Here is a 25,644-nt window from a genome sequence, read left to right on the forward strand (position 1 = left end):
CTCCAGTTCCGCGGCGATGTCCGACATACGCATCCATCGCGCTTCTCTTGCGAGCAACTCGATCGCCTGTAGCGACCGGTCAACTGCACCCTTGACAACTCTCATAATTGACGTAACATGATTCTTAATGGAACGGTGTTACAACAATAGACAAGCACCAACAGAAAGTCAATCAAAAACGGAGACGAATCATGAAACCGAACACCCTGGTTAGGCCCCACGGCAAGCGCCAGTCGAAGATAGCCGCGGCCAGCGGCTGGATCGGCTCGGCATTGGAGTATTACGACTTCTTCATCTATGCGACCGCGGCGTCGCTGGTGTTCCCACAACTCTTCTTTCCCTCTGACGACCCAACGGTCGCGATCATCGCTTCACTGGCGAGCTTCGGTGTCGGCTATGTCGCCCGGCCAGTGGGCGCCGTCGTCCTCGGGCACTGGGGCGACCGCCATGGCCGCAAGACGGTGCTGATCCTCTGCATGTTCGTGATGGGCTTGTCGACAATGGCCGTCGGGGTCCTGCCAACTTATAAGCAGGTCGGGATCTGGGCTCCGGTGCTGCTCGTGATTCTGCGCCTCGTCCAGGGCTTCGCGGTCGCCGGGGAGCTTTCCGGTGCCAGCTCGATGATTCTCGAGCACGCGCCGTTCGGCCGGCGCGGCTACTTCGCGAGCTTTACGCTCCAGGGAGTGCAGGCCGGACAGCTCCTCGCGGCAGCGGTCTTCCTGCCTCTCGCGCATTTCATGCCCAAGGACCAGTTCACCTCCTGGGGCTGGCGGATTCCGTTCCTGCTCAGCATCGTCGTCATGATTGTGGCTTACATCATTCGCCGCGAAGTCGACGAGACCCCGGCCTTCGCCGAGGAGCGCGCACACGGCGAAGTTCCCGCCTCGCCGGTCGTCGAAGTATTCCGGCAGAGCTGGGCCGATATCCTGCGCGTGGTCTGCATGGCGCTTACCGCCGTGATCGCCCTGGTCGCCGCGGTGTTCGGTGCCGCCTACGCGGTTCAGCCGGCGTACGGCATCGGCTTCCCTTCCGGCGTGTATCTGTGGATTCCTGTTCTGGGAAATATCTGCGCGGTGATCCTGATTCCCTTCGTCGGCAACCTCGCAGACAAGATTGGCCGCAGGCCGCCAGTTCTTGTCGGCACGCTCAGCGCCGGACTGCTCTCGTTCGTGTATCTGTACGCGATCAGCATCCATAACCTGTGGCTGGCGATGATTCTCTCGGTACTCATGTGGGGCATTGCCTATCAGGGCTTCAACGGCGTATTCCCAAGCCTCTTCCCGGAACTGTTCCACACGCGCGTGCGCGTGTCCGGGATGGCCATCGGGCAGAACGTCGGGACGACGCTTTCCGCGCTTCTCCCGGCATTCTTTGTCGCGGTCGCGCCTCCCGGCTCCGCGAATATTCCGCTGAAGATCGGAGCCCTGACATTCGGCATCTGTGTCGTGGCCGCGATTGCCGCTTTCACCACGCGCGAGACGTACCGGATCCGCCTCCACGACCTCGGCAACCGCAACGCGGTCCCCGTACCGAAAGGCGACTACGATCGCCTGCGTGCCGAGATGATGGTGGGGGCAACCGAAACAGCCGACTCGCAGGACTTCGCAAACCATCTGCGCACCGAGGTTCTCGCGAGCCAACAACACCGGGGATGATCATGACGTTAAATCAGCAGGACCTGTCGGGCAAGATCGCCGTGGTCACGGGCGCAGGGCGCGGGTTGGGCATCGCCATCGCCGATGTTCTCGCCGACCGTGGTGCGCATGTGATCGTCAACGACCGCACACTTGAACCCGCAACCGAGGCGGCGGAAAACATTCGACGAAGAGGGGCAAGCGCCAGCGCCGTCGCTTTCGACGTGGCTGATACGGACCAGGTCGAGGCGGCCTTCCGCCGGCTCCTTGCGGACCATGGCCGTGTCGACATCCTGATTAACAACGCTGGAATTGGCGACTTCGTCAGTTTTCCCGAGATTAGCCCGGAGAAATGGGATCGGATGATTAACGTCCATCTCAAGGGCTCGTTCATCTGCTGCCAGGCTGTTCTCGCGTCGATGAAGGCGCAAAGGTATGGAAAGATCGTCAACGTGAGTTCAGTGGCCGGCAAGCGTGGCGACTTCAGTGGAAACGCACATTACACCGCTGCGAAGGCTGGAATCATCGGCCTGACAAAATCGCTCGCACGCTACGCGGCACCCTTTGGCATCAATGTCAATGCCATCGCGCCGGGCCTCGTCGCGACGGAACTCACCGATGAGATGAGCCCCGAGATGAAGGCGACGACCATCTCTAACATTACCGCGGGCCGCCTTGGGCGCCCCGAGGAGATTGCACGGGCCGCTGCCTTCCTCGTCTCGGATGATGCAAGCTATATCTTCGGTGAGACACTCAGTGTGAATGGCGGCTCCTACATGGATTGATGGCCTCGATGATCGCACTGCTGTGGAGCCCATTATGAGAATTGCTGTTTTCGACGTCAGCCACTGGCACTTTCCCCTGTATCTCTCCGCGTTGCGAGATCCTGGTGTCCAGGTTGTGGGTATCTCAGATACTGCCTCGTTTGCTGGATCAACAGTCGCGGACCAGCTGAAGTGCAAGCTGTACGGCTCCAACGAAGAGCTCCTCAACGAGGATTTCGACTTTGCTCTGGTATTCAGCCGCCACTCGGAAATGGCGGGACTGGCCGAGCGGCTAATCGCCCGCGGGATTCCGTTTCTCATCGAGAAGCCTTGCGGACTTAACCTCCAGGAGGTCCGCCGGGTCCGGCAGCTCGCCGAGAAGCACGGCGTTTACGTCAGTGTTCCCTTCATCATGCGTGTGAGCGATCTGGCTACCTGTCTTTCCCCCGCGGAGGGATTTACGCCGGAGGGATACCAGCATCTCTCGTTCAGGTTCATCGTTGGCCCGGTAGCTCGATATGAGCGCGGCGGGTGCAGCTGGATGCTTGATAAACGGCATGCAGGTGGAGGGTCCACGTTAAATGTCGGGGTTCATTTCATCGACCTGATCTCAACCCTGACAAACGGCCCAATCACCCACGTCTCGGCGCAGATGCGAACGTATCGGCCTGATGTGACCGTTGAAGAGCAAGCCGTCTTCACCTGCCGGAACGCTGCGGGCCAAATCGGAGTAATTGAAACGGGCTACCTGTATCCATCAACAGCGGAAGATCAGCGAGACTTCGCGTTTTCCATCTCACATACCTCCGCCTACGCACGGGGTTACGCGGACCAGCTTTATATCAAGGCGCGGGGCCAACAGCAGGGGCGCGCCACGAAGGTGGAGTACAACACGGACGAGTTTTATTCGGTGTTCTTAAGGCGCAGCTGGGCCGATCTGGCGAATGATTGTCCTCCCGTTGCAGGGTTGCGCGAGGCAGAGCATGCGATCGCTGTCGTCGAGGCAGGATACCGCTCTGTAGCCAACGACGGCGCACCGGAACCGGTCGACAATGCCTTCTAGGACCGTTGCCGCCTAACGGCTCTACCCGCCGCTACGCCTTGCGACGAGTTATTGTGCGAGTCAAATTTCAACGCAGACCGTAACTCCGCCGCCAAGGGGCCGCTCTTCGCCGCTTGCGGAAGACCGCACTACGAGCGCCCGCCATCCGCCACAACAGCATCCATTGAAAGGCCAAGGTCAAGAGAAGCGGTCAAGTTCATCCGCCGGCCGGTAGTGGAATTGCATATCACCAACCTCCACAAGCGTTCGGAAGAATATCGTCACTCGACGATCTCGGTGGCGGCCACTGCGGTGATCTGCGGGGCAGGAGCGAACGGATATTTGCTAGCGATCCGCGCGATTGACGATCTGTGGGGCAACCAGACCTGAGCCGGTCCCTCAATTGATGAAGCACGCGGGCTCACTGAGGGAGCCCGCTTCGGCAGACATGCGTGTTTCGGGCATTGGGCCGGATTCCGAGCAGACCAGCCGTTCGAGTGACCATCGCATGGCTCCGCCGAGTAGCCGAAATTAACCGACAGCACCGGTTCCGTAAGCGTTCTGCGGAGCTGACATCGGTGTCTTCAAAAGGCAGCAATCTGGCTCTGCGATTGACAGGGTAGTGTCGGCCATGAAGAGACGGTCGACTGTGCTGCCCAGTTCGTCGACAATCGCTCACCGCATCCTTCGTCGACACGGACCCGCAATGCCTGTTCGCCTGCTCACCGCAGCCGACGCACTATCGTTTCAATCTCTGCAGGTATCAAAGACCAGCGCGATCCGACGCTCGGCTGTCAACTCACAGCAGAACTCTCGAGCATCGGCCTACTCTGCGACACTATCCAGCGCGGCGGCACGAATGAGCCGTGTCTCTTGTGCCGTGATCAGATGGCCCGATGCCTTGAGATAGGCGGGGAAATCCGGATGCGTATCGCGTGCAAGGCAACGTCGTTCGTAGTCTGCCAGATCGTCATACCCCCACAGGTGGGTGAACTGGTTCTGCGGCCCGACCAGACTTGTCCAGAAGCCGAGCGGATGTCCAAGCGTCTCACGCAGGATCGGCATGGCGAGCCTGTCAAACACATCGAGAAACTCGGGCATCTTGCGCAGCGCGATAGTGTAGACCCGGAAGTCCACGAGGGGCTTCGCCAGAAACATTGGGTGGGTACTCATGCGTGCACCTTCTCTTTGCAGGCCATGGCTTTGGTCGCGATGGCGTTACCGGTGACATAGCCGAACGTCATATTGGGCCCATGGGTGATACCGGCGCCCGGATAGTTGCCGCCCATCACGCTGCGCCGGTCATTGCCGACCGCGTAAAGGCCCTCGATCTGACTGCCGTCGGCCCGCAGCACCTCGCCGGTGACGCTAGTCCCGAGGCCGTCGAACGTGCCCAGATCGCCCATCACGACCTTCACCGCATAGAAGGGGCCGGTCGCAATAGGCGCAACGCAAGGATTGGGCTTGTTGTCCGGATCGGCGAGATAACGGTTGAACGATGTGCGACCGCGATGGAACGACGGGTCTTCTCCGCGCTCCGCATCGAGATTGTAGGCATGGACCGTCATCTCAAGCGCATCGGGAACGATCCCGCAATTGCGCGCCAACTCGCCGATCGTCTCGCCCTTGATCAGGTAGCCTTTGCGCAGCAACGGCCCCACCGGCATCGGCGCGGGCTTGGCATATCCCAGTCCATACTTGCCCAGCGCCACCTTGTCGCAGATCAGCCACATCGCCGTCTCCCGCTCACCCTCGCAGGCGCGCATCAACGCCGCGCCGACATCGTGATAGGAATTCGATTCATTGGTGAAGCGCCGACCGCTCAGCAACACGCCGATCACGCCGGGCTTATAGCGGTCGAGCAGATGCGGGAATACGCCAGTGCGGCCCTTGCCGAAGGGCACCTTTGAGACAGGCATCCAGGCCGACGCATCGGTGAAGCCGAGCTTCACGGCACCACCCACCTTCTCCGCCATGGTCAGCCCGTCGCCGGTATTGCCGACGGGTGTGGGCGACAAATGCTCACCCCCACGCTTCACATGCGGATAGACCTGCGCGATACGCTCGAGATCGTGCGGGAAGCCACCACAAGCCAGCACGACGCCGTGCCGTGCGGTGATCCGAAGGTCGCCGTCCGCTGCGGTCGCGCGCACACCGATCACCTTGCCGTCCTCGCTCAGCAGTTCCTTCACACGCGTCGACGTGAGGATCGGAATGTCGATCGCCAGTGCCGACTTCGCGAGCCTCGCGGCGAGCGCGTTGCCGCTCGTGACGTTGATCCCCCGCCGGTAGAGCGCCAACTCCTTGACGTGCGTTGCCAGACGGCGGGCCACATAGAGGAACGAAACAAGGGACTTGGTCGCGCGAAAGAAGTGCTTGAGGTCCGCATTCGAGGAATTGAACATCATTCCCATGAACGTGATCGTCTCGAGCGGCGGCTTGAGGCGGCGCATATCCTTGCCCAGCCCGCGAATGTCATAGGGCGCGGCAAGGATCGAGCGGCCGATGTCGACGCCGCCGGGCGCATCCGGGTGATAGTCCGGATAGAGCGTGGGCACGAACTTCATCTCGGTCTCGCGCTCGAAGAACTCGACCATAGCCGGCCCGTTCTCGATAAAGCACTGGACCGCGGCGGCATCGAAGTTGTTGCCCGTCTCGCTCATCATGTATTCGCGCACGCGCTCGACGGTGTCAGCCGGGTTCTGCTGTCGGCCGTATTTGCTCAGCGGAATCCATAAGACCCCGCCCGACAGCGCGGTCGTACCACCGAACACGGGCTCCTTTTCGAGCACGATCACATCAAGGCCGCGCTTGCGTGCAGTGATCGCAGTGGCGAGGCCCGCGGCACCCGATCCGACCACGACCAGATCGCAAGTGATCTCCTTGGTCATATCCAATCTCCTTGTCGTTATGGTGTGATCCAGCTCACGCGGCCGGGGTGGCATTGAAACCGGGGCGCGGGACCATGTCCATCAGCATGCAATCGAGCCCGCCGTCGACGAGCACCTCCGCGCCGTTGACGTAGGCAGCCAGGTCAGAGGCGAGGAACATAGCCGGGCCGGCGAGGTCCTCTGGCTCGCCGATGCGGCGGCTCGCGGTGGCGGCGGCGCGGCGAGCCTCGAAGCCGGGCTCCTCATAGAACTTCGCGGACAGCGCGGTGCGGATCATGCCGGGCAGCACGCAGTTGCTGCGCACCCCGCGTGGGCCCCACTCCGCCGCCAACTGCCGCGAAAGCAGCAACACGCCCGCCTTGCTAGGGCTATAGGAACCGCTATTGGTCTGCGGATTGAGCCCCGCAATCGAGGCAACGTGGACGATACTGCCCTTGCCCGCCGCCAGCATGTCGCGCCCGAAAGCTCGAGCACACAGGAGATAGCCGGTCAGGTTAACGGCGATGGCCTGGTTCCAGTCCTCGATCGAGACCGTCTCGAGAGTTCCGGCGCGCAGAAGCCCTGCATTGTTGACGAGCGCGCTGGCCGGCCCTAGCTCTGCGCGAGCCTTGTCAGCAGCTGCGGCAACCGAGGCTTCGTCCGACACGTCGCAGCCGATCGCCTGCGCCACCGCACCGGCCTTCCGAAGTTCGGCGGCGACCGCTTCAGCGCCGGCAAGATTCCGATCCACAAGCGCCACATGTGCTCCGACTTCGGCGAAGGCGCGTGCGATGCCGGCACCAATGCCGCTGCCCGCACCCGTGACCACGCAGACCTTTCCGTGCAGGTTCAGCGCGTACGGGGTCGACGCAGCTGCGCGATTTTCAAGTTCCTGTCTCATGTCATTACCTTCCTGAAATTTGTATGCGATTGCGCTTCTCTGAAATTCGTATCGCCATTGAACGCCTCGAGCGCATATGGAACAATGGACAGAGACTACATAGAGCAGGACATAACGTGCATCATGGCCTCTGACCAGCAGCGCCGCCGGACCGTGCTGCATTTCGCGCTCTATGGCGCGGAAGCGGACCAACCCTGGGTCGACATGGTCCATTACGAACGCATTCCCCTGCGTGCCGGCCGTTTCGACTTCGACATCGAGCCGCACGTCCACGATGCGCTGATCCAGGTGCTCTACGTCACCGCCGGGGGCGGCGAAACCTTCATCGACGGCAAGACCTGGGCGGTCGTTGCGCCATGCCTGATCGTCGTGCCAGCGCGCTCGGTCCACGGCTTTCACTTCCGCAGCGACATCGACGGTCACGTCATCACCGCAGCGCAGTCCGCGCTGGAATCGCTGGCGATGACGGCCGCGCCCGAGCTGCTGGAATTCATCCGCACGCCGACCGTGCTGTCGATCGATCCCGACGTCGAGCGCGGCACACCTCTGGACACCCTGTTTCAGTCGATCGGGCACGAGGCGGAGAGCCACGAGCGCTGGCAGTTCACGGCAGGCGCAGCACTGACGATCGCCCTGTTCGTCAAGATCGGGCGCCTCAGCGAGAGCGCGCGGCTTTCTGCCAGTTCCGAGCAGCGGACAATGGCCGCGCGGATCGAGCGGTTCCGCGCCCTGCTCGACCGACATTGCCGTGAGCGGCGGCCGGTCGCCAGCTATGCCGACGCGATGGGCGTGACCACCGGCCAGCTCTCCCGCATCTGCCGCGCTACGTTCGGGGTCTCGGCAATCGAGGCGATCGATGCACGCTCGATCCACGAGGCCAAACGGCTGCTCGGCTATTCGACGCTCAGCGTGAAGCAGATCGCCAGTGAACTGGGCTTTCAGGACGAGGCCTATTTCGGTCGTTTCTTCCGCAAACAGACGGGACTCCGGCCAACCGAATATCGCTCCGCAGCCCACGATCGATCCTTGCCGCCAGAAAAGGCGAGAGCGGGCTGACTCGCCCTCGCCCCCTGATCCGCTTCAGGCCGACAACCCACCTAGCCTCACGAACAGGTGCTCCGGCCCGGAGTTGGTCAGATTGTTGCCCCGCACATACTGGATCGGCCTTGCCGGATCGAGCGCAATAGCGCCAATCTTGCGGGCCAGAGCCTTCGTCGCGATCAGCGTCTCCAGCTTGGCGAGCGGCGCGCCAAGGCATTTGTGCATGCCGTTGCCGAAACCCAGATGGCCGCTGGAATCGCGGTCGATGTCGAACGTCTCGCCTTCGGCGAACTTGCGGCTGTCGCGGTTCGCAGCCGACAGCAGCAAGCGCACCACCGCGCCCTTGGGCAGATCGACGCCCGCGATAGTGGTCGCCTCGGTGGTGATTCGGCTCACGCGCTGGACGGTACCGCGATAGCGCGCCACCTCCTCGACGAACCGGTCAGCGTCGGCGGGGTTTTCGCGGATACGTCCCAGGAGATCCGGCTGCTCGGCAAACATGCGAAAAGCGTTGGCGACAAGGATAGTCGTCGTGTCGTGCCCGGCGATGAAGACGAACGCGCACAGCTCCTTCGCTTCCTTTTCCGAAAGCAGCCCGTCCTTCCACATGCGCGCGATATGTCCGCCGATCGACTGGCTGTCGGTGAGAGCGAGCCGCTCCAGTGCTTCCTTCAGGTAGGCGAAGAAAGCTTGCGCGCTCTGCTCGTCGGTGCCGGTCCCGGGCGCATTGCGGGCGAGGCGCCCGAAATAGCTAAAGGTCTCGTCCGACCAGAACTTCATCTTTTCCTCATCCTCGTTCGGCACGTCGATCATCGTGGAGATGGTCGAGATGCTGAGCGGGATCGCGAAATCGTTGACGACATCACCGCCGCCTTTGGCAATCATCGCGTCGAGGAGGTCCTCCGCCCTTTGCGCGATCTGATCGATAAAGGGATCGAGCGCCAAGGGCAGGAAGGACGGCTGGACGACCTTGCGTAACCGCGAATGGTCGGGTGCATCGAACAGCGTCAGGAACGTCAGCGGTGGCGGGCTGACGACCTCGGAAGAAAACAGCTTCGGGTTGCGGATCGCCTGGTAGACATCGTCATAGCGCGACAGGAACCACACGTCCGAAGTCGACGACTGGCAACGCAGCACTGGCGCATGCTCCCGCATCCAGCGGTAGTGCTCGTAAGGATCGCCTTGCGAGCCGTCATCGACCACCTTGAATGGCTCCAACCCCTCGGGCCAGTCCAGTTCGTGTGAATAGGACGGAAGCGTGCTGCCCGTGAATGGGCAGACTTGCGGCGCGCTGTGCGGCACGGCAGACGGGAGAGCGGGGGCCGCCGCGGCCACGGGTGCCTGCTTGCCCATCGCCATGCGCTCCAGCGCCCGGCTCATCGTGGCCTTGGAATGGAGCGCATGCAGCCCGATCACGTCCCGCGCCGCGTTCAGGTCGCCCAGTTCGAAGGCGGCGACAATGTCCCGGTGCTGCTGAACGATATCGCCGACGATCTCGATCTGGTCGGTCAGCGCGCGAGCGATGTAGTCCTGCACGGCCAGTTGCCGGTAGAGCGCGATCAACTGTGCGTTCCCGGAAGCTTCGATCGTGAACATGTGGAAGGCGTGGTTCGCCTCGATGTAGCGCGGAACGTCCGTAAAGTGCCGCCCGCGCACGAACGGCGCCGTCGCCTCGGCGAGCTGGCGGAAGGTGATCAATTGCTCGCTCGACAGCCGGCCCATGGTCAGCTGAGCCGCCCCCAGTTCGAGAGCCATGCGCAGGTCGAAGGCTTCATCGACATCGACAGGAGCGATGCGCTCCTCGCCGGTCTGGACCACCAGGCCTGTACCGGCGAACTTCTCATAATAGAAATGGCGCGGCGTCAGCCCTTCGGACGACAGAAAATCGCGTACCGCATCGACCATCGGCGGCGGGCCGCAGAGGTAAACATCCGCATCGCCACCGTTGAGCTGGGAAGCGCTGATGTGGTGGGTCACATAGCCCTTGTTGGGATAGGCACTGTCGGGGCTGGAGACGGTGCAGGCATAGGTGAAGTTCGGCAGGCGCTGCGCATAGGTTTCGAGCCGGTCGATGCCAACCAGATCCTCATCGGTGTTCACACCAAGGATCATGTGGATCGGATACGGGCTGCCGCCGTCCTCGACGATCTTGTCCAGCATCGAGAGGAACGGCGCGAGGCCCGTGCCACCCGCCAGAAACAGCACCGGCCGTTCAATGGCGCGCAGGTAGAAGCTTCCCATCGGGCCGCGAAACTCGATTGCGTCGCCTACTTTGGCGGTTTCGCTGAGCCAGGTCGACATCACCCCTTGACGCACATTGCGCACAAGAAAGGACACGTGCGGCTCGGACGGCCCCGAGCTGAAGGAGTAGGACCGTGTCTGGTCGGTGCCGGGCACCTGGACGTTGACATACTGCCCAGGAAGAAAGCCGAGATCCGCGCGGTTCTCGAGCTCGACCGAAAAGGCGATCGTGGTGTCCGACGCTCGTTGGCAGGCGACGATCCGTCCCCTGTGGGAGGAGGGGCCGGTACCCGAGACATCGGAGTTCGTGGCGATCTGGATCACGCAGTCGGAACGTGGGCTCATCTGGCAGGTGAGAACCTTGCGGGCGCTCGCCTCCTCCGGGCTAAGCGCATCTTCCACGCAGTCGCCCAGAACGTACTCGCCGGACTCGCAGTCCGCCTTGCAGGTGCCACACACGCCATCACGGCAATCGAGTGGAATATTGATCTTCGCGCGAATGGCGGCGTCGGTGACGCGCTCGCCCTCCTCGCACTCGATGAAGCGGGTCACTTCGTCCTCAAAACGGAGGGCTATCTGATGGGCCATGGCGGTGTCTCCTCTAGAGCCGCCCGAACATACCGCTGCGCTGGCGGCTTGCTCGGGCGGGGTGGCGCGCAAGATGCCCTTGTTTCTCGCAAGCGCCCGGTGGATTTAATGACGCCAATTTAGAGCCTGAGCCGCGTTCCCCTCAATGGACAGAGACGACGTTCACCCGGACAAAACGTGCATTGTGATGGATGCCGGATGACCGCAGTAATCTGGACCTCACCCCCTTCCGCGTCCAGAAAATACACGTCGACCACATTAAATGCGCTCCATTCGTACGGCAGATGCTGACCCAGCCGTCGCCATTCGAGCGGCGGCTGTGATTCAACGAGGAGGCGCAAATCATCGACCAGTATGGCGATGGAAGCTAACATCGCCACGCCTCGTTTACAACCACTTTGCGCAGACAACAAAAATGCCGTTCAGTTGCTTAACTGAACGGCATTAGGGCCTGGTCCGTGTCCGGAGAGGCTTATCAGATGAACGCGGCACCTCATCGCGTCATACTCAAAGAACGCCTCGCCGCATGGCATCGCCGGACTGACTGTGCCGTGCTCGAGATATGTGGTCGCAATCGCGCGGGCCGTGTGCGTGATTGGCCAGGTGCGGATTTTATGCCGATGGTGTTCAGTTCTCATGCCGCGATTTTTTCATCGTCGCCGGATCGCGCACGATGGTGACCGCGCACGGCGCGTAGGCGAGCACCTGGCGGGCGACCGAACCTATCAGCCAGCGATCGAACGGCGTATGTCCGCGATGCCCCACCACGAGATGGTCGATAGCTTGCCGCTCCGCGTACAGCACGATCTCCTTCGCCGGCGGGCCGACCACGAGATCGAACTCCACGGCCCCGATCGAAGCGGCGAGCTTCGCCTTGATGTCGTCGAGGATCGCGGTGGCATGGCGCACTTCCAGATCGATCAGATTTTTTCGCTCAACTTCTATCGCGCCCCAGTCCGGCGTGCGCGCGACGACGAGTACATGCAAGTGCGCGTCGAAACGCTTCGCGAGATCGACCGCGAAAGCAACGGCATATTGCGCGGACGCCGACCCGTCATAACCTACCAGCACGTTCTGCATGATCTGCTCCTGTGCGGTTCAAACCGGGCCGTGACCTTGTCTGACGAAATGCATCGAGCCATTTGCGTGAACCGCGAGTGCTCCCCGATTTCACGGCGTCGGCGCGAAAGCATGCGAAATTGTCATGCGGACGACGTCGGCACCTGCGGTGTTGAGTCAGTTGTCGTCGCTTCTGGACGGGAGATGCTCGTGAGGCTCGGGCTCTGCCGCGTCTGCGTTAGGAAGGTCGTCTGGGGCCGGATTTTGCAGGCCCTTCGGATCGGGCTGGCGAGTCGTGCCGGCGGAAGTTTGCGCGGGGTCGAGAGAGGTGCCGGTCGGCTCAGCGGATGGATTGGAGGTCATGATGTGCTCCTGCGCTGATGAATGCAGCTTCTACCATGATAATCCGCCTAGCCGATCTGAGTGATACGCGCTGCGCGGGCAAGACGCGGCATATTCAAGCCGCACCCGCCAGACATCTGGAAGGTAGCAAATTACATGAGGCAACAACCCCGGCCTGGTAACAAATAACCTGAGTCAATGCGTCACAAAGAGCCAACCATCCGGCTCGGCTGGCGGTCGGCTGGCAGTGGCCCTATCCTCGCTTGGTCGGCGACGTCAATTGTTGAACGGTGCATCGACAAGAACAAAGCTCTCCGGGTAAATGGATTTCAACCCGTGTAACGGCTATGTAACCGTTGAATTCCGGCTCCGTCGATTCGCCCTCGACGAAGCGCTACCGCGCCGTCCCTGGCATCGACACCTCTGCGTGCGCCGACGGCGCTTTGCACCAGGCTGTCCATTTCGCCGATCACATGCGCCAGTTCCCCCGTAATCACGGCGAATTCGCGTCCGAACTGCCCAGCGCGCGCGGCAGCAACGCGCGCATTCAGCGCGACGATGTTTGCACGCATGGAGATCGCTGCCAGTTCGTCGACGACGGCTAACTGACGCCGGCGCGCCGCCGTCTCGACACTCTGCATTTCGTCCTGATACGCCTGCGTAATGGCCTGCAGAAGATCCAGCAGCGGAGAGGCTTCGTCGGTGAGCCGGCCAACGGCTTCGTCGCGGAGTACACAAACCGGTTGGGGATTCCGTTCGAGCGCTTCGATGGCGTCCGCTGCGAGTCTCATGAAGCCACGAATGCGCTCATCGGCCCTCTGCGAGCCAAAATAGAGGGCGCGTAGCGCGTCCGAGAACGCGCCGGGTAAACGATCGTCGCCGTCGACTAGCTGGGCGTGCGCCTGCGCAAACGTCGCGAGGCACGTCCGTGCGACGGCAAGCGCAGCCGCTTCGCCACGGACGCTCAGCAGAACGTGCAGCACGATGCGCTGCGAGAGCATGCGCTGCCGGCCCGCGAGGTTGATGAGTTCACCAACGATTTCCCCCGATACCGTATCTGTAAGGTCCCGCTTGTTCATCATGAGTAACGCACCCGATCCCGAGAATGGTCCGATATGCGAGGCGAAGCGTGGTGCCCCCTTCGGGCAAACAAAAAAGCGTCCCGAAGCGCACCGGACATGGAAACCATGCCCATAGTGTCACTTCGGGACGCCGTTGCCCCGCATGATCAACTCTACCCGCCGTTTTGTGCGGGGTCTTCGTTTGATTGGGCCACCGTTGGCCCGACACTTTCAAGAAAGCAATACATGTGCCATCAGCGCTCCGCGAGACTGCGCTCGGTGGCGACGAATAGTCAGGGCGCCCGCGCTCAAACGCCCGGCCCCTTTGACGTGCCCGATGCGCCTGCTGTTGGTGCATCGCACCTATTTCGGGCACGCGGAGTAGATCAGCGAAAACAGTAGGGAGGCGTTGACGGTTCGTCATCCAACCAACCGGTGTCTCGATCGATTGCAGGCGGCCCCACGGCCTGAATGAACCTTTGCGATCATGCTTCGAGCGATGGTATCCGACGCTCGGGGCCAACAATAGCGATCGCCATACCGCCGCGTAGTGCCCCTGCTTTGGCGCGGTCTCCTATTCGAACTCCGCGATCCGCAGGCCAATTTCCCAATGGCTTCATATCAATTCCGTTATACAACACATAACGAATCAAAATTTCGGCCTTGATATTGACTCACCACCATCATCGCTGACGCGACGCAGCCAGTCGTCCGCCGACTGGCGTCGTCTCCTTCCAGTTCCCCATCTTCGGAGACTCCATGAGAACAAACTTCGCTCGCGCGGCGGTGCGCTCACTGCGCCCTGCGGTTACGCTTTTAGCCGCGCTTGGCATCTATGTCGCGTTGAGCCCCGCTGCCGCCGCCGCGGTGCCGATGGGCGTCGCGTTCGTCTACCTCGGCAACCCCGGTGACGCTGGCTGGACCTACGCACACGAACAGGGTGTGAAGGCGATCGAAGCGAGGTTCGGTGACAAGATCAAGGTCACGCGCGTCGAGAACGTACCCGAATCCGCTGACTCGGAGCGCGTGTTTCGCGACCTCGCGAACAAGGGCAACAAGATTATCGTGGGCTCGAGCTTCGGATTCCAGGACTTCGAACTGAAGACTGCAAAGGATTATCCCGCCGTCGTCTTCGAGCATGCGACCGGATACAAGAAGGCCACGAACTTTGCGACCTATGACGTGCGCACGTACCAGAGCGCCTATCTGGCTGGGCTCGTCGGCGGCTATACGACGAAGACGAATACGCTCGGCTTCGTCGCCTCGGTGCCGGTCCCGGAAGTGGTACGCAACATCAACGCCTTCACAATGGGTGCGCGTTCGATCAATCCGAATGCGAAGGTAAAGGTCATATGGATCAATAGCTGGTTCGATCCAGGCAAGGAGAAACAGGCGGCCGAAACGCTGATTGGCCAGGGAGCCGACGTGCTGATCCAGAACACCGATTCGACGGCGACAATGCAGACTGCCGAGCAGAAGAAAGTGCACGCGTTCGGCTGGGACTCGGACATGAAGAAGTTCGGCCCGAATGCCCAATTGGGCGCATGCGTGAGCTACTGGGGCGTCTACTACTCTCACCTGGTCGAACAGGTGCAATCCGGCACGTGGACCAACGCGCCGACGTGGTGGGGTCTCAAGGAAAAAGCAATCGACCTCGCTGACATCAACACTGCAGCCGTATCGCCTGCCGCGCAAAAGGCGCTGGTGCAAAAGCGCGACGACATTATCGCTGGCAGATTCGATCCGTTCTCCGGACCGATCAAGGATCAGAATGGCGCGATCAAGGTGGCAGCCGGCACGTCGCTGCCCGACGCCGAATTGCTGCGGCTCAACTGGTTCGTGCAGGGGGTCGATGGCACGTTACCGAAGTAACTCAGCCAACGTGGAGGGTCGCCGAAATAGGTGGTGGTGGTAGCCGGGCGTGCAGTCATGGGCGGAATGCGTAGGTACGAGCATGGCCGAACAGCGGGTTCTTGATCCAGGCTTCCGGCCGACGGTCCAGTGTTAGTGGAAATCCATGCGCAGCCCGAGTATGGCTTCCACTTGTTTCAAGGTCCCGTCGCGGCGCCATTGAAGGCATTTTATGTAGCAGGTCTGAGCAGGAGGCATGTCAGGCGGCAAACAGTTCCATGTCTTTTGCTCGGTCAAGACCCAAAGTATCGCGTTCAATATTTCGCGCGGATGCCTGCGTTTCTTTCCAAAACGCCTTGCTTCATCGAACCGGAAGAGGTCGACGATACGCGCCCAGTCCGCGTCGCTCAGTGGTATAAATGCGGACATACTATGCACCCATCTTTTCTGCCGCGGGCTGCAATTCCCTTCCGTCAGATCTTGATCGCATCATCCGGATCATTTTTCCGAATCGCGTGCGTTCAATGGACGACGCCAAAGAGCACACGCGCCCTCTCTTCAGGTGTCAATCTGTCAGCCGCAATCGGCATCGTTGAAAAAAAGCAGCGCATCCGGGGCTTTCCGCCGTCTGCGGCCACGCACCTGGAGCGATACACAGTTAGCAAGCGAGCCGTGCTGCGGGTGTGTCATGGCCACTTTCCGACGGCTGCGCGCAAAGAACCAAGTTCCACCATTGCCGCTGCCGCTTGTTGAAGACATCGTAGGCAGCCGTGGATCCGACTTCCATCGGTGTCGACGGATTGTGTCATCGGAAATGGCTGATTCGCGTGTCAGGATTTCCTTCTGGGTTAAACGAGGCGCTTCGGCTTGTTCGTTGATTTTTCGTCGAGTCATCCGCGTCGCACGCGTATCTCCTCGATCCCGTTGTCACGACGAATTTGTGCTTCGCGAAACACCGCCTGCGCCTGACGCTTGCTCGCTTTTTATTTGAGCTCGACCGTGACGAAGCTTCGTGCGTGATTGCGCTGAATCAGCAACGCTGCTTTCTTGCCAGCCCTTGCCGCAAGCGACGCCAGTTCATCCTGCGACGCGACCAGCGTGCCGTTCAACGACAGCACGACATCGCCCGGCTTGATGCCGGCAGCGGCCGCTGTCCCCGACACGCCATCGACCATCAGACCTTGAGGAAGGTCCATGCTGCGCCGCTCCTGGTCGGTCAAAGAATGCATCGTGAGGCCAAGATGATCGAGCGCGTGAAACTGCCGCGAGCCTGCGTCAGAGCTTGGGCCTGCAACCCCGCCCGCAGCTGCGTTCGCCTGTTGCGACGCTGGCCCGACATTCACCATCACCGTCATCGGCTTGCGATCGCGGATCAGCTTCAGCGGGACTTTCGTTCCGGTCTGCAATGCTGGGTTCTGTTCGGTTAGATCGGCCGCGCGGTCGATAGGCTTGTCGGCGAGTTGCACGATCACGTCGCCCGTTTTCAGATTGCTCGCCGCCGCCGGACTGCCCGGATCGACCAACGTCACCAGCGCGCCCGCCGCGCGCGGCAGGCCGAACGCGCCAGCCAGATTCGCATCGACGTCCTGTACCTGAATGCCCAGATTGCTGCGAGCATCGTTTTGCGCGCTTTGCTGGTCCTGCGGGGCTTGCCCGTCTTGCAACTGCGAGCGCACCTTGTTCGCCATATTGATGGGGATTGCGAACGTCAGGCTCTGCAAGCGATCGCTATCGGCATACACCTGCACGTCGATGCCGACCACTTCGCCCGCGCGGTTGAACACGGGGCCGCCCGAGTTGTCGGGGTTCAGCGACACGTCCGTCTGGAAGAACGGAAAGGTGCTGCCATCGGCGAGCGTGCGCGACGTCGCGCTGACGATGCCCGCCGTGACCGTGTTCTGATAGCTGTCTGGCGAACCGATCGTCAGCACCTGCTCGCCCACGCGCACGCGCGCCGAATCGCCGAGCTTGACGGTAGGCAGTTCCGTCGCGTCGATCTGGATCACGGCGATGTCGCTTTGCGTATCGACGGCCACGATTTTCGCCTTGAACTCGCGCCGGTCGGTCAGACGCACGGTCACGTCATCCGACTGATCGACGACATGCGCCGTTGTCAGAATGAGACCGTTCGAGCTCACGATGAAGCCCGATCCGACGCCGGACATCGCGCGCGGCGTAGCGCCCTGACCGTTTTGCGATTGTGGCAAGGCCTGCTTGAAGAACGAGAAGATGGGATCGTCGCGGTCGACCGCTTCGGCGCTGGGACCCAAAGCGGGCATCGCGCTGGCGGGCGCATTCACCGGCACTGTCGCGCGGATATTCACGACAGCCGGCCCATAACGCTCGACGACCGCGGGAAAGTCGATTGGCGCGGCCGTGCTGCCGGTTGCAGCGCGCTTCCCCTTCGCTGGCGCGGTGGCAGGCGCCGATGGTGGCGCCGATGCAGGCGCAACCGCGGAAGCGGTTGCCGGAGAAGTGACGACTGCGGCTGCGTCCGCGCAGGAACAACCGATCAGACATGCCGTTGTCACGGCAGTGTAAAACCAGACGCGAGCCCGAGTTGAACGGGTCGATTGAGTCAGGTCAGACACAGCGCCCCCCATTATGCGTTGCACTGTGAAGAAAATATTTCGCGCGTGTGATAGCGCCGAGCGTTCCAGCGTTTCCGCGCGCAGGGATGCGATCGACCCGATACACGATCTCGCGTGAATCAAAGTCGGCTTGAGATTCGGCTGCAGCATGTTTGCCAGCAATGGGCCATCAGGACGCGAACGGTTTGCTCGCTCGTCCTCTTTTATTTATAGGGAAGCGGCGGGCAAATTGCAGCGAGTAGAAATCCTGGCGTGGGTCAAAGGGTCGTCGTCGCGCGCGTTGCAAGTGGCGGCACGTCGAATGCTTTGCCCTCACGGCTTGCTTGTGACTACGCGAGGCGCGTGGCCATGCTGTGCCAGTCTTGGGTCTGAGAAATTCTGGAAGGCAAACAGCTGAACGGCTACCGGCATCTCGTTCTCGTCGACGCGACAACTCATCCCTCATTCCAGTAGCATTGATTCAAAAGCCGAGGGTTGGCACCGGCCTGGCGCGGAATCTGCTTGCTGCCGTACCAGCACGATCCCGGCGAAACGACCGGGGCCCGACCAGGAGGAGACAATGCACGATGACGCCTATCACGCTATAAGGCCAATGGCGCCTCGTGAGGATGGCTGGCTCACCCCGTCGATTCAGAAATCCCACGAACGCTCGGAAATCTTTGGCTTGAGTGCTTCGATGCGCCCGGACTATGACGTGCTGCCGGCCGCCGAACTTGCGCTGAAGCTGGAACAAAGCCGCGTCCTGTGCGCGCATGCCACGCCGGTGATGGAAACGTTGCACGAGCAGATCGTCAACACGCACAGCATGATCGTGCTGACCGACGCCGACGGTTTGGTTCTTCATTCGATCGGCGACGATGACTTTCTGCGGCGAGCCGAGAGAGTCGCGCTGCGTCCGGGCGCCAACTGGGCTGAAGCGCGGCAAGGTACCAATGCGATCGGCACGGCGCTCGCCGAGCGCTGCCCGACCGTCGTGCATGGCCCGCAGCACTATCTCGCAGCCAACCGCTTTCTCACCTGCTCCAGCGTGCCGATTCTCGATCCGTACGGCGATCCGATCGGCGTGCTCGACGTTACCGGAGACCATCGCAGCTACCATCAGCACACCATGGCGCTTGCCAGGATGTCCGTCCAGATGATCGAGAATCATCTGTTTACCAATACCTTCCGCGAGACCTTGCAAATTGTCTTTCACGGCCGCCCCGAGTTTCTCGGCACCTTGATGGAAGGCATTGTCGCGTTCACCTGCGATGGCCGCTTCCTGTCAGCCAATCGCAGTGCGCAGTTCCAGTTGGGCCTGCCGCTCACCGGCTTGCGGGCCCATACCCTGTCATCCCTGTTCGGCCTGACCAGCGCGCAACTGATCGACCGCCTACGCACGAACCGCGACCGGCATCTGTCGCTGAATCTGAGCAACGGCGCGGTGGTGTGCGCACATGTAGCGTTCCGGCGCGCCACGCTCGCTGACGACGGACGGCCGCCGGAGGTGCGTCCCGAGCCAGGACCGGCGCACCGCGGCGAGCTACACTCACCCGCCGCCAGTTTGCTGTCGAGACTGAGCTACCTTGATACCGGCGATCCACAGATCGCGGCAGTGATCGTCAAAGTCCGTAAGGTGATCGGCAGGGACATCCCGATTCTGATCACGGGCGAAACCGGCACCGGCAAAGAGCTGCTCGCCCAGGCGATCCACAACGACTCGCCGCGCCGCGCAGGTGCGTTCGTTGCGGTCAACTGCGCATCGATACCGGAAACGCTGATCGAATCCGAGCTGTTCGGCTATGAAGAAGGCGCCTTCACCGGCGCGCGGCGCAAGGGCGCCGCCGGTAAATTGCTGCAGGCCAATGGCGGCACGCTCTTTCTGGACGAAATCGGCGACATGCCCTATCCGCTGCAGGTGCGGCTGCTGCGCGTGCTGCAGGAGCGTCTGGTTAACCCGCTCGGCTCCTCGAAGTCGATTTCGGTAGATGTCGCGATCATTTGCGCAACCCATCGCGATCTGCGTGGAATGATCGCGCAGAACCGCTTTCGCGAGGACCTGTACTACCGCCTCAACGGACTGGTGGTGAAATTGCCGCCGTTGCGCGAGCGCACCGATTTGTCCGCCGTGATTCAAAAGATGCTGCAATGCGCGTCGTCTGAAAGCGCTGACGGCCAACGACTCAGCGTTGCGGACGACGTGATGAGACTGTTTGAGCAATGCGCATGGCCCGGCAATTTTCGCCAGCTCGGCAACCTTCTGCGCACCGCCGCCGCCATGGTCGATGCGGACGGCCAGATCCGATGCGAGCATTTACCCGACGACTTCTTCGACGACTTGCGCAGCACCGCCACAACGTCCGCCCGGATCATTGAAGCCGTGCCGCTTCCCAGCGGGCGGCTCGAGGACGTCGCCACCAGCGTCATCGCCAACGCCGTTGCACAGCATGGTGGCAACGTGTCGGCAGCCGCTCGCGCGCTCGGCATTTCGCGCAATACGATCTACCGCAAGCTGCCCGCCCGCGGTCTCGACAATTCTGAAGACGCAGCCTGACTGCCTGTGTCGTGCCTGTGCCGCAGTGCTCCATTTTGCAACAGCGGTGTTCTCCAATTGAACAGCACGCTGACGCTTGCGCCACTCGGGGTGATCAGTAACCGCACTGTAATACGCGCGCTCATGTGCAACGACGGTCCAACGTCGCCTCGTGCCGGGAGACAACGCTTTCGTCGCGCTTCGACAGAGCCTCAAGCGCTGCACGACACGATCGGCATGGAGCTTGCGTTTGAATGCTGTGACCGCTTCCTCGATGCGGTTCCTCAATCACATGTCGTATCCAAGGAGACAGCCATGCAATGGACCACCCCCGCCTATACCAATCTGCGTTTCGGCTTTGAAATCACGATGTACATCGCCAATCGGTGAAACAACGATGAAGCCGCACCCCGTGCGGAACTGTGGTCGCTCGAACACGTACTGCCGGGCGTGCGCTTCGCAGTCGACGCGTACGTAAACTTCGCGCGGCGGGCGCCATGGCAGGAGGCAGTCTGCTCCTCGCTCGCGGAGATGTTCGCGCCGCAGATTCATCGAGACCGGCTGGCTGGCTGGCCGGATAGGTATCCCTGGATCGACGCGCAAGGGCTGCAATGCTTTCACAGCCGCATTCCGCTTGCCCAGCGCGATGTCGAGCACGGGCTCGACGTTACGCTTAACCACTTCAGGACACCGGACGCGCAACAGCGCGCACTCGACATACTGCGCTTCAAGCTCGACATTCTCTGGTCGACGCTCGATGCCATCGACATCGAAAAGGCGTACCCCTTATGAACGCCCCGAACACCGATCACTACGCCAGCCTGCGGCCGCGTTTGCGCTCCCTGTTCCGCCTGCAATGGGAAGTCGCGCAAGATGCCTACGTCTTGCTGTATCCAGAAGGAATGGTCAAGCTCAATCCGAGTGCGGGAGAAATCCTCAAGCGCTGCGACGGAACCCGCGAACTCGACGACATCATCGACGAACTGGAAGATCTGTTCAGTGCGTCGAATCTCGCCGCCGACGTTTATCGTTTTATCGATCATGCGCGGCAACGCGGCTGGCTGGATTGACATGGACACTGTGACCGGCGCCCTTGGCGCTCGCCCTTCCCCGCCGTTGTGGCTGCTGGCGGAACTCACGTATCGCTGCCCGCTGCACTGCGCGTTCTGCCACAACCCGGTCGACTTCGCCAGCCATGGCGCGGAGCTCGACACTCAGGCCTGGCGCGACGTGATCACGCAGGCGCGCAGCATGGGCGCCGCGCAAATCGGCTTCTCTGGCGGCGAACCGCTGGTGCGCGACGACCTCGAAACGCTGGTCGCGCATGCCCGTGGCCTTGGCTTCTATACGAACCTGATCACCTCGGGTGTAGGGCTCAATGAGACGCGCATTGCCCGCCTGAAAGAGGCGGGCCTGGATCATATCCAGCTCTCGTTTCAGGATTCGACGCGCGAGCTGAACGATTTCGTATCCAGCACGAAGACCTTCGAACTGAAACAGCGCGTGGCGCGCCTGATCAAGGCGCTCGGTTATCCAATGGTGCTCAATTGCGTCCTGCATCGTTATAACCTGCCGCACGTCGGGCAGATCATCGAGATGGCGCTCGAGATCGGCGCCGACTACCTCGAACTCGCGAACACGCAGTACTACGGCTGGGCCATGCTCAACCGCGGCCAGTTGATGCCGACCAGCGAACAGTTGCAGGAAGCCGAGGCGACGGTCAACCGATACCGCGAACGTGTCGGCGATCGCTGCCGCATCCTGTTCGTGGTCCCCGATTACTTCGAGGCGGGCCCTGCAAGACCTGCGACGAGCGCGAGACCGATCATGGAGGATGCCGCTGCCAGGCATATCTGCTGACCGGAGACGCCGCAGCCGCTGACCCTGTGTGTGCAAAGTCTTACCAGCGCGGTGTCTCACCAGCGCCCTAACGCCCGCCCGGCGATCCTCATGAACATAGAAGGATCACCGGGCCGTTTGCTATGTCGCTAGCTATTTTTAGACTACTTCGGCATTCGCGCGGTCAATGGCGTCGAGGACGCTTTCGCGTTGTCGTCGGTCAGCTTGGTCGCACCGGCGCTGTAGCCGTTCGAATACAACAGGAACGCCATGATGTCCGCATAATCCTGCGGCTTCATCTTGCCGGGACGGTCCGCCGGCATATTGTTCGCCATGTATCCGTACACGCCGCCGATGGTGAGTTTCGCGTTGGCCGCCGGCGCGAAGGCCGGACCGCGCAAGGCGGGCGCATTCAGCCCTTGCAGTTCGGGACCATGGCATTTCGCGCACGAACTCGAATACAGGGTCTTGCCGTGCGCCACCTGCGTGCGGTCGAAGCCAGGGGCATCGGCTGGCGCGCTCGCATCGACCTTGATAAAGCCGCCTTGCCGTGGCTGCCGGCTGCCGGCCAGCGTCATTCGCCACGCTGAATCAGATCGGCCTGGGCCGTCGCGATAGGCCAACGTAGCTCCGGTCGGCCGAGCCGCCTGAGATGGCTCGGGCAAAGCCCAGCGGCGCGTCAACGCTGCCAGTCTGCCGTCGGACGCCATCTTCGCCAATGCGGCGTCGATACGCGGCTGCAACGTCGCGCCGCTCTTCCCGAACGCGAACACCAGATGCCAGTCCGCATACGCCGAGGCGGCGTCCGCAATCTGGAAGTGCTGCTCCGGATGCGTGAACGTATAAGCCACGAGTGCCGGATACCAGACGATCGCGCGTTGCGCATGCCCGCTTGCGACGGCATCCACCGTGAGTTCTGCCGTATTCTCCAGGTCGAGCTTCACGTTGGGCTGCTGTACGGCAATCAACTGCGCGGGGCTCGCATAAGTTGCCGCAACGACCTCCGCGCCGCCGGGGTGTACCGACGGCTCGCGCAGAGTCACGCTCACGTAGCCAGAGTGCAGGTAGCCACGCGAGAAAGTTAGCTTGCTGCCCGAGCCATCGGCAACCGTCGAGCGCGGAAAGCCGGCGATGACGTCGCATTTGCGAGCGAGCGCCTTGTTGAGTTCTTTGAGCGACACGCCATCGTCGTCGCTACCGTCGAAACCGCCGGGTGTGAGCGACAGCGCGACACCGGCCGTGCGAAACGCCTCGCGCGTCACTGCCTCGTCGAGCACGGTCGACGGACTGCCGGGAAACGTACAGACGCGCACGCCAGCGCTAGCGAAGCCAGGCGTGATCGCGCCAGTGGCCAGCAACACACTGGCGAGAGCAATCGAATTGAGTCGAGTCTTCATGGTCTTGCTTCCGGAAAGGCGGGGCCGCCACAATCCGTCTTCTTACGCGAATGCGCGTTGAGCAGGCCGGCGTGGCAACCGCGTGAACATCAGCCGTGGTTGAGTGCGAACACGTACAGCGTGCCGCCGCGAGGAACTTTCTCCGCAGCCTTCGCCATCGGGCCGCCCCAGATGGGGTTCGCGCCGCCGTAGCCGGCGAGAATGGCGACATACTCCTTGCCGTCGACTTCGAACACCGACGGTTGAGCCACGATCCCGCTGGCGAGTTTCGGGCTCTGCCACAACACCTTGCCGGTCGCCTCATCGAACGCATACAGGTGGCCGTCGAGGGAGCCGCTAAAGGCGAGGCCACCCGCGGTCGTCGCGACGCCGCCGTTCCACGGCAGCTTGCTCCAGTGACTCCAGACTTTCTTGCCGGTGTCGACGTCGATTGCCTGCAGTTCGCCATAGCCCTTGCTGCCGGGTTCCGGCTTGATCTCGAATCCTTCACCGAGGTAAGGCAGCCCCTCCATATAGTTCACCGACTTGCCGGACAGCGACATGCACGCATGCAACGCGGGGACGATCGCGAGATGCTTGTCCGGGTCGTACGAAACCGACCACCAGTTCTTGCCGCCGAGGAAGCTTGGACAGGTTTCGATCGTCGTGCCTGCCTTCGGGTATTTCGACCCATCCTGGATCGGCGAGCCGTCCGCCGTATAGCCCGTTACCGAGCTTGCTGTGACGAAGGGCTTCGCATAGATCAGCTTGCCCGTACCGCGGTCGATCGCGTGAAAGAAGCCGTTGCGGTCGGCATGGATGATGGCGTCGTATTCCTTGTCCTGATACTTGATCGTGGCAAGCACCGGCGTGTTGACGCCGTCGTAGTCCCATGTGTCGTGTTTCGTGTACTGATAGTGCCACTTGAGATTGCCGGTTTTCGGATCGAGCGCGAGCAGCGAGTCCGAGTAGAGGTTGTCGCCCGGCCGCAGATCGGCGAGCCACGGTCCGGGGTTGCCGACACCCCAGTAGAGCGTTTTCGATGCGGCGTCATAGGTGCCCGTCAGCCAGGCTGGCGCACCGCCATGCTCCTGCATGCCGTTCGGCCATGTCTCGCCGCCCTTCTCGCCGGCCGCCGGCACGGTGAACCGCTTCCAAAGCACGTTGCCGTTGTCTGGGTTCAACGCCGCGATAAAGCCGCGTGCGCCGTATTCCCCGCCCGCACTTCCCACCACCAACGCGCCGTCGAGCGCGAGCGGCGCAAGTGAAAACGCATAACCCAGTCCGGGCTCGAACATCTGCTTGCGCCACGCCAGCGCGCCTGTTTGCGCATCGAGCGCGACGACGTCGCCGCTCAGCATTGCGACGTAGACGTGCTTGCCATACAAGGCCACACCGCGATTGATCACGTCGCAACATGCCGTCTTGAACGATTCGGCGTCAAGCTTGGGTTCGAACTTCCACAGTTGCTTGCCGCTCGCCGCATCGAACGCATACACATTGTCCTTCGGCGTGGTCACGAACAGGTAGCGGCCATTGACGATCGGCGTGGCTTCGAAACCCTGCTGCAGGTCCGCTGGAAACTTGTAGCTCCATACCTGTTTGAGGTTCCTGACATTGGCCGCGTCGATCTGCTTGAGCGGCGAATGTGCCTGACCGTTATAGGTGCGGTAGTACGTGAGCCAGCCAGGATCGCTTTGCGCCGCCGTCAGGCGCTCGTATGTGACGGGCGGATAATCGTCGGCTACAGCAGCCGACCCGAGTATCAAACCGACGGCCGCGGCAACGCTCATCGCAAGCGCTTTTGGCCGCGTCACCGAACTTGAACGTGCTTTCATCCTTGTCTCCTGTTGAGTTATCGACGCGAGGCCGTGCGGCGGCGCCATCGTCTGGTGAACGCAGTCTGGCTGCTGACCATTCAAGGCAAATCGC

20 protein-coding genes and 3 pseudogenes are annotated in these 25,644 nt (G+C 61.7%); 11 read left to right on the top strand and 12 right to left on the bottom strand.

The window, feature by feature from the left end:
* The first annotated feature begins 191 nt into the window (after window positions 1–191).
* The 4 genes and pseudogenes from F6X42_RS28805 to F6X42_RS28820 all read left to right on the top strand — a co-directional run.
* Entirely contained in the window at window positions 192–1,655 is a 1,464-nt protein-coding gene (locus F6X42_RS28805) for an MFS transporter (RefSeq protein WP_187637447.1), read from the top strand.
* Between the two features lie 2 nt (window positions 1,656–1,657).
* Window positions 1,658–2,419, top strand: a complete 762-nt coding sequence (locus F6X42_RS28810; protein ID WP_187637448.1) for an SDR family oxidoreductase — start codon at window positions 1,658–1,660, stop codon at window positions 2,417–2,419.
* A gap of 34 nt (window positions 2,420–2,453) precedes the next feature.
* A complete protein-coding gene (locus F6X42_RS28815) occupies window positions 2,454–3,461 on the top strand; it encodes a Gfo/Idh/MocA family protein (protein WP_187637449.1) in 1,008 nt (335 codons plus the stop codon).
* Between the two features lie 183 nt (window positions 3,462–3,644).
* A pseudogene (locus F6X42_RS28820) lies at window positions 3,645–3,830 on the top strand (type II 3-dehydroquinate dehydratase); the annotation flags it as partial.
* Between the two features lie 435 nt (window positions 3,831–4,265).
* Here F6X42_RS28820 and F6X42_RS28825 read toward each other — a convergent pair.
* The 3 genes from F6X42_RS28825 to F6X42_RS28835 are packed head-to-tail and all read right to left on the bottom strand — an operon-like array spanning window position 4,266 to window position 7,211.
* The gene (locus F6X42_RS28825) at window positions 4,266–4,613 is read right to left on the bottom strand and encodes an NIPSNAP family protein (RefSeq protein WP_187637450.1); all 348 of its coding nucleotides are present in this window, start codon (window positions 4,611–4,613) and stop codon (window positions 4,266–4,268) included.
* Window positions 4,610–6,331, bottom strand: coding sequence for an FAD-dependent oxidoreductase (locus F6X42_RS28830; RefSeq protein ID WP_187637498.1), 1,722 nt, complete (start codon window positions 6,329–6,331; stop codon window positions 4,610–4,612). The genes F6X42_RS28825 and F6X42_RS28830 overlap by 4 nt, the downstream gene beginning before the upstream one ends.
* A gap of 34 nt (window positions 6,332–6,365) precedes the next feature.
* The gene (locus tag F6X42_RS28835) at window positions 6,366–7,211 is read right to left on the bottom strand and encodes an SDR family NAD(P)-dependent oxidoreductase (RefSeq protein ID WP_187637451.1); all 846 of its coding nucleotides are present in this window, start codon (window positions 7,209–7,211) and stop codon (window positions 6,366–6,368) included.
* A 123-nt stretch (window positions 7,212–7,334) separates the two neighbouring features.
* Between F6X42_RS28835 and F6X42_RS28840 the strand changes: the two genes are divergently transcribed.
* Window positions 7,335–8,267 (top strand): helix-turn-helix domain-containing protein, encoded by a 933-nt coding sequence (locus F6X42_RS28840; protein ID WP_187637452.1) that lies wholly within the window; start codon window positions 7,335–7,337, stop codon window positions 8,265–8,267.
* A gap of 24 nt (window positions 8,268–8,291) precedes the next feature.
* On the opposite strand, the gene benC is transcribed toward F6X42_RS28840, so the two are convergent.
* The 5 genes from benC to F6X42_RS45345 form a co-directional block, all read right to left on the bottom strand.
* A complete protein-coding gene (gene benC, locus F6X42_RS28845) occupies window positions 8,292–11,081 on the bottom strand; it encodes a benzoate 1,2-dioxygenase electron transfer component BenC (protein ID WP_187637453.1) in 2,790 nt (929 codons plus the stop codon).
* Window positions 11,082–11,200: 119 nt separating this feature from the next.
* Entirely contained in the window at window positions 11,201–11,455 is a 255-nt protein-coding gene (locus tag F6X42_RS44305; protein ID WP_246530264.1) for a hypothetical protein, read from the bottom strand.
* 253 nt (window positions 11,456–11,708) lie between these two features.
* Entirely contained in the window at window positions 11,709–12,161 is a 453-nt protein-coding gene (locus tag F6X42_RS28855) for a universal stress protein (protein WP_187637454.1), read from the bottom strand.
* A gap of 156 nt (window positions 12,162–12,317) precedes the next feature.
* Complete coding sequence (locus tag F6X42_RS28860) at window positions 12,318–12,503, bottom strand: hypothetical protein (protein ID WP_187637455.1); 186 nt, start codon at window positions 12,501–12,503, stop codon at window positions 12,318–12,320.
* 308 nt (window positions 12,504–12,811) lie between these two features.
* On the bottom strand, window positions 12,812–13,564 hold the full coding sequence (locus F6X42_RS45345; protein WP_187637456.1) for a type IV pili methyl-accepting chemotaxis transducer N-terminal domain-containing protein: 753 nt from the start codon (window positions 13,562–13,564) through the stop codon (window positions 12,812–12,814).
* Window positions 13,565–14,302: 738 nt separating this feature from the next.
* Between F6X42_RS45345 and F6X42_RS28870 the strand changes: the two genes are divergently transcribed.
* Window positions 14,303–15,415, top strand: coding sequence for a BMP family ABC transporter substrate-binding protein (locus tag F6X42_RS28870; RefSeq protein ID WP_187637457.1), 1,113 nt, complete (start codon window positions 14,303–14,305; stop codon window positions 15,413–15,415).
* Window positions 15,416–15,547: 132 nt separating this feature from the next.
* On the opposite strand, the gene F6X42_RS46005 is transcribed toward F6X42_RS28870, so the two are convergent.
* Complete coding sequence (locus F6X42_RS46005; RefSeq protein ID WP_187637458.1) at window positions 15,548–15,823, bottom strand: transposase; 276 nt, start codon at window positions 15,821–15,823, stop codon at window positions 15,548–15,550.
* Between the two features lie 554 nt (window positions 15,824–16,377).
* Entirely contained in the window at window positions 16,378–17,718 is a 1,341-nt protein-coding gene (locus F6X42_RS28880) for a trypsin-like peptidase domain-containing protein (RefSeq protein WP_187637459.1), read from the bottom strand.
* An 826-nt stretch (window positions 17,719–18,544) separates the two neighbouring features.
* Between F6X42_RS28880 and F6X42_RS28885 the strand changes: the two genes are divergently transcribed.
* From F6X42_RS28885 to F6X42_RS28905, 5 genes and pseudogenes are all read left to right on the top strand, one after another.
* A complete protein-coding gene (locus F6X42_RS28885; protein WP_187637460.1) occupies window positions 18,545–20,518 on the top strand; it encodes a sigma-54-dependent Fis family transcriptional regulator in 1,974 nt (657 codons plus the stop codon).
* A gap of 294 nt (window positions 20,519–20,812) precedes the next feature.
* Window positions 20,813–20,887, top strand: a complete 75-nt coding sequence (gene pqqA, locus F6X42_RS28890; protein ID WP_187637499.1) for a pyrroloquinoline quinone precursor peptide PqqA — start codon at window positions 20,813–20,815, stop codon at window positions 20,885–20,887.
* Window positions 20,888–20,908: 21 nt separating this feature from the next.
* A pseudogene (locus F6X42_RS28895) lies at window positions 20,909–21,289 on the top strand (thiaminase II/PqqC family protein); the annotation flags it as partial.
* Window positions 21,286–21,567 (top strand): pyrroloquinoline quinone biosynthesis peptide chaperone PqqD, encoded by a 282-nt coding sequence (pqqD, locus tag F6X42_RS28900; RefSeq protein ID WP_187637461.1) that lies wholly within the window; start codon window positions 21,286–21,288, stop codon window positions 21,565–21,567. The pseudogene F6X42_RS28895 and the gene pqqD, both read left to right, overlap by 4 nt.
* A gap of 1 nt (window position 21,568) precedes the next feature.
* Window positions 21,569–22,410: pseudogene (locus F6X42_RS28905) on the top strand (radical SAM protein); the annotation flags it as partial.
* Window positions 22,411–22,500: 90 nt separating this feature from the next.
* Here the strand turns inward: F6X42_RS28905 and F6X42_RS28910 are convergent.
* Together F6X42_RS28910 and F6X42_RS28915 are read right to left on the bottom strand one after the other, a co-directional pair.
* Entirely contained in the window at window positions 22,501–23,733 is a 1,233-nt protein-coding gene (locus tag F6X42_RS28910; protein ID WP_187637462.1) for a c-type cytochrome, read from the bottom strand.
* 89 nt (window positions 23,734–23,822) lie between these two features.
* Complete coding sequence (locus tag F6X42_RS28915) at window positions 23,823–25,550, bottom strand: methanol/ethanol family PQQ-dependent dehydrogenase (RefSeq protein ID WP_187637463.1); 1,728 nt, start codon at window positions 25,548–25,550, stop codon at window positions 23,823–23,825.
* Between the last annotated feature and the right edge of the window lie 94 nt (window positions 25,551–25,644).

Source organism: Paraburkholderia podalyriae (assembly GCF_014397785.1).
Lineage (GTDB): Bacteria > Pseudomonadota > Gammaproteobacteria > Burkholderiales > Burkholderiaceae > Paraburkholderia > Paraburkholderia podalyriae.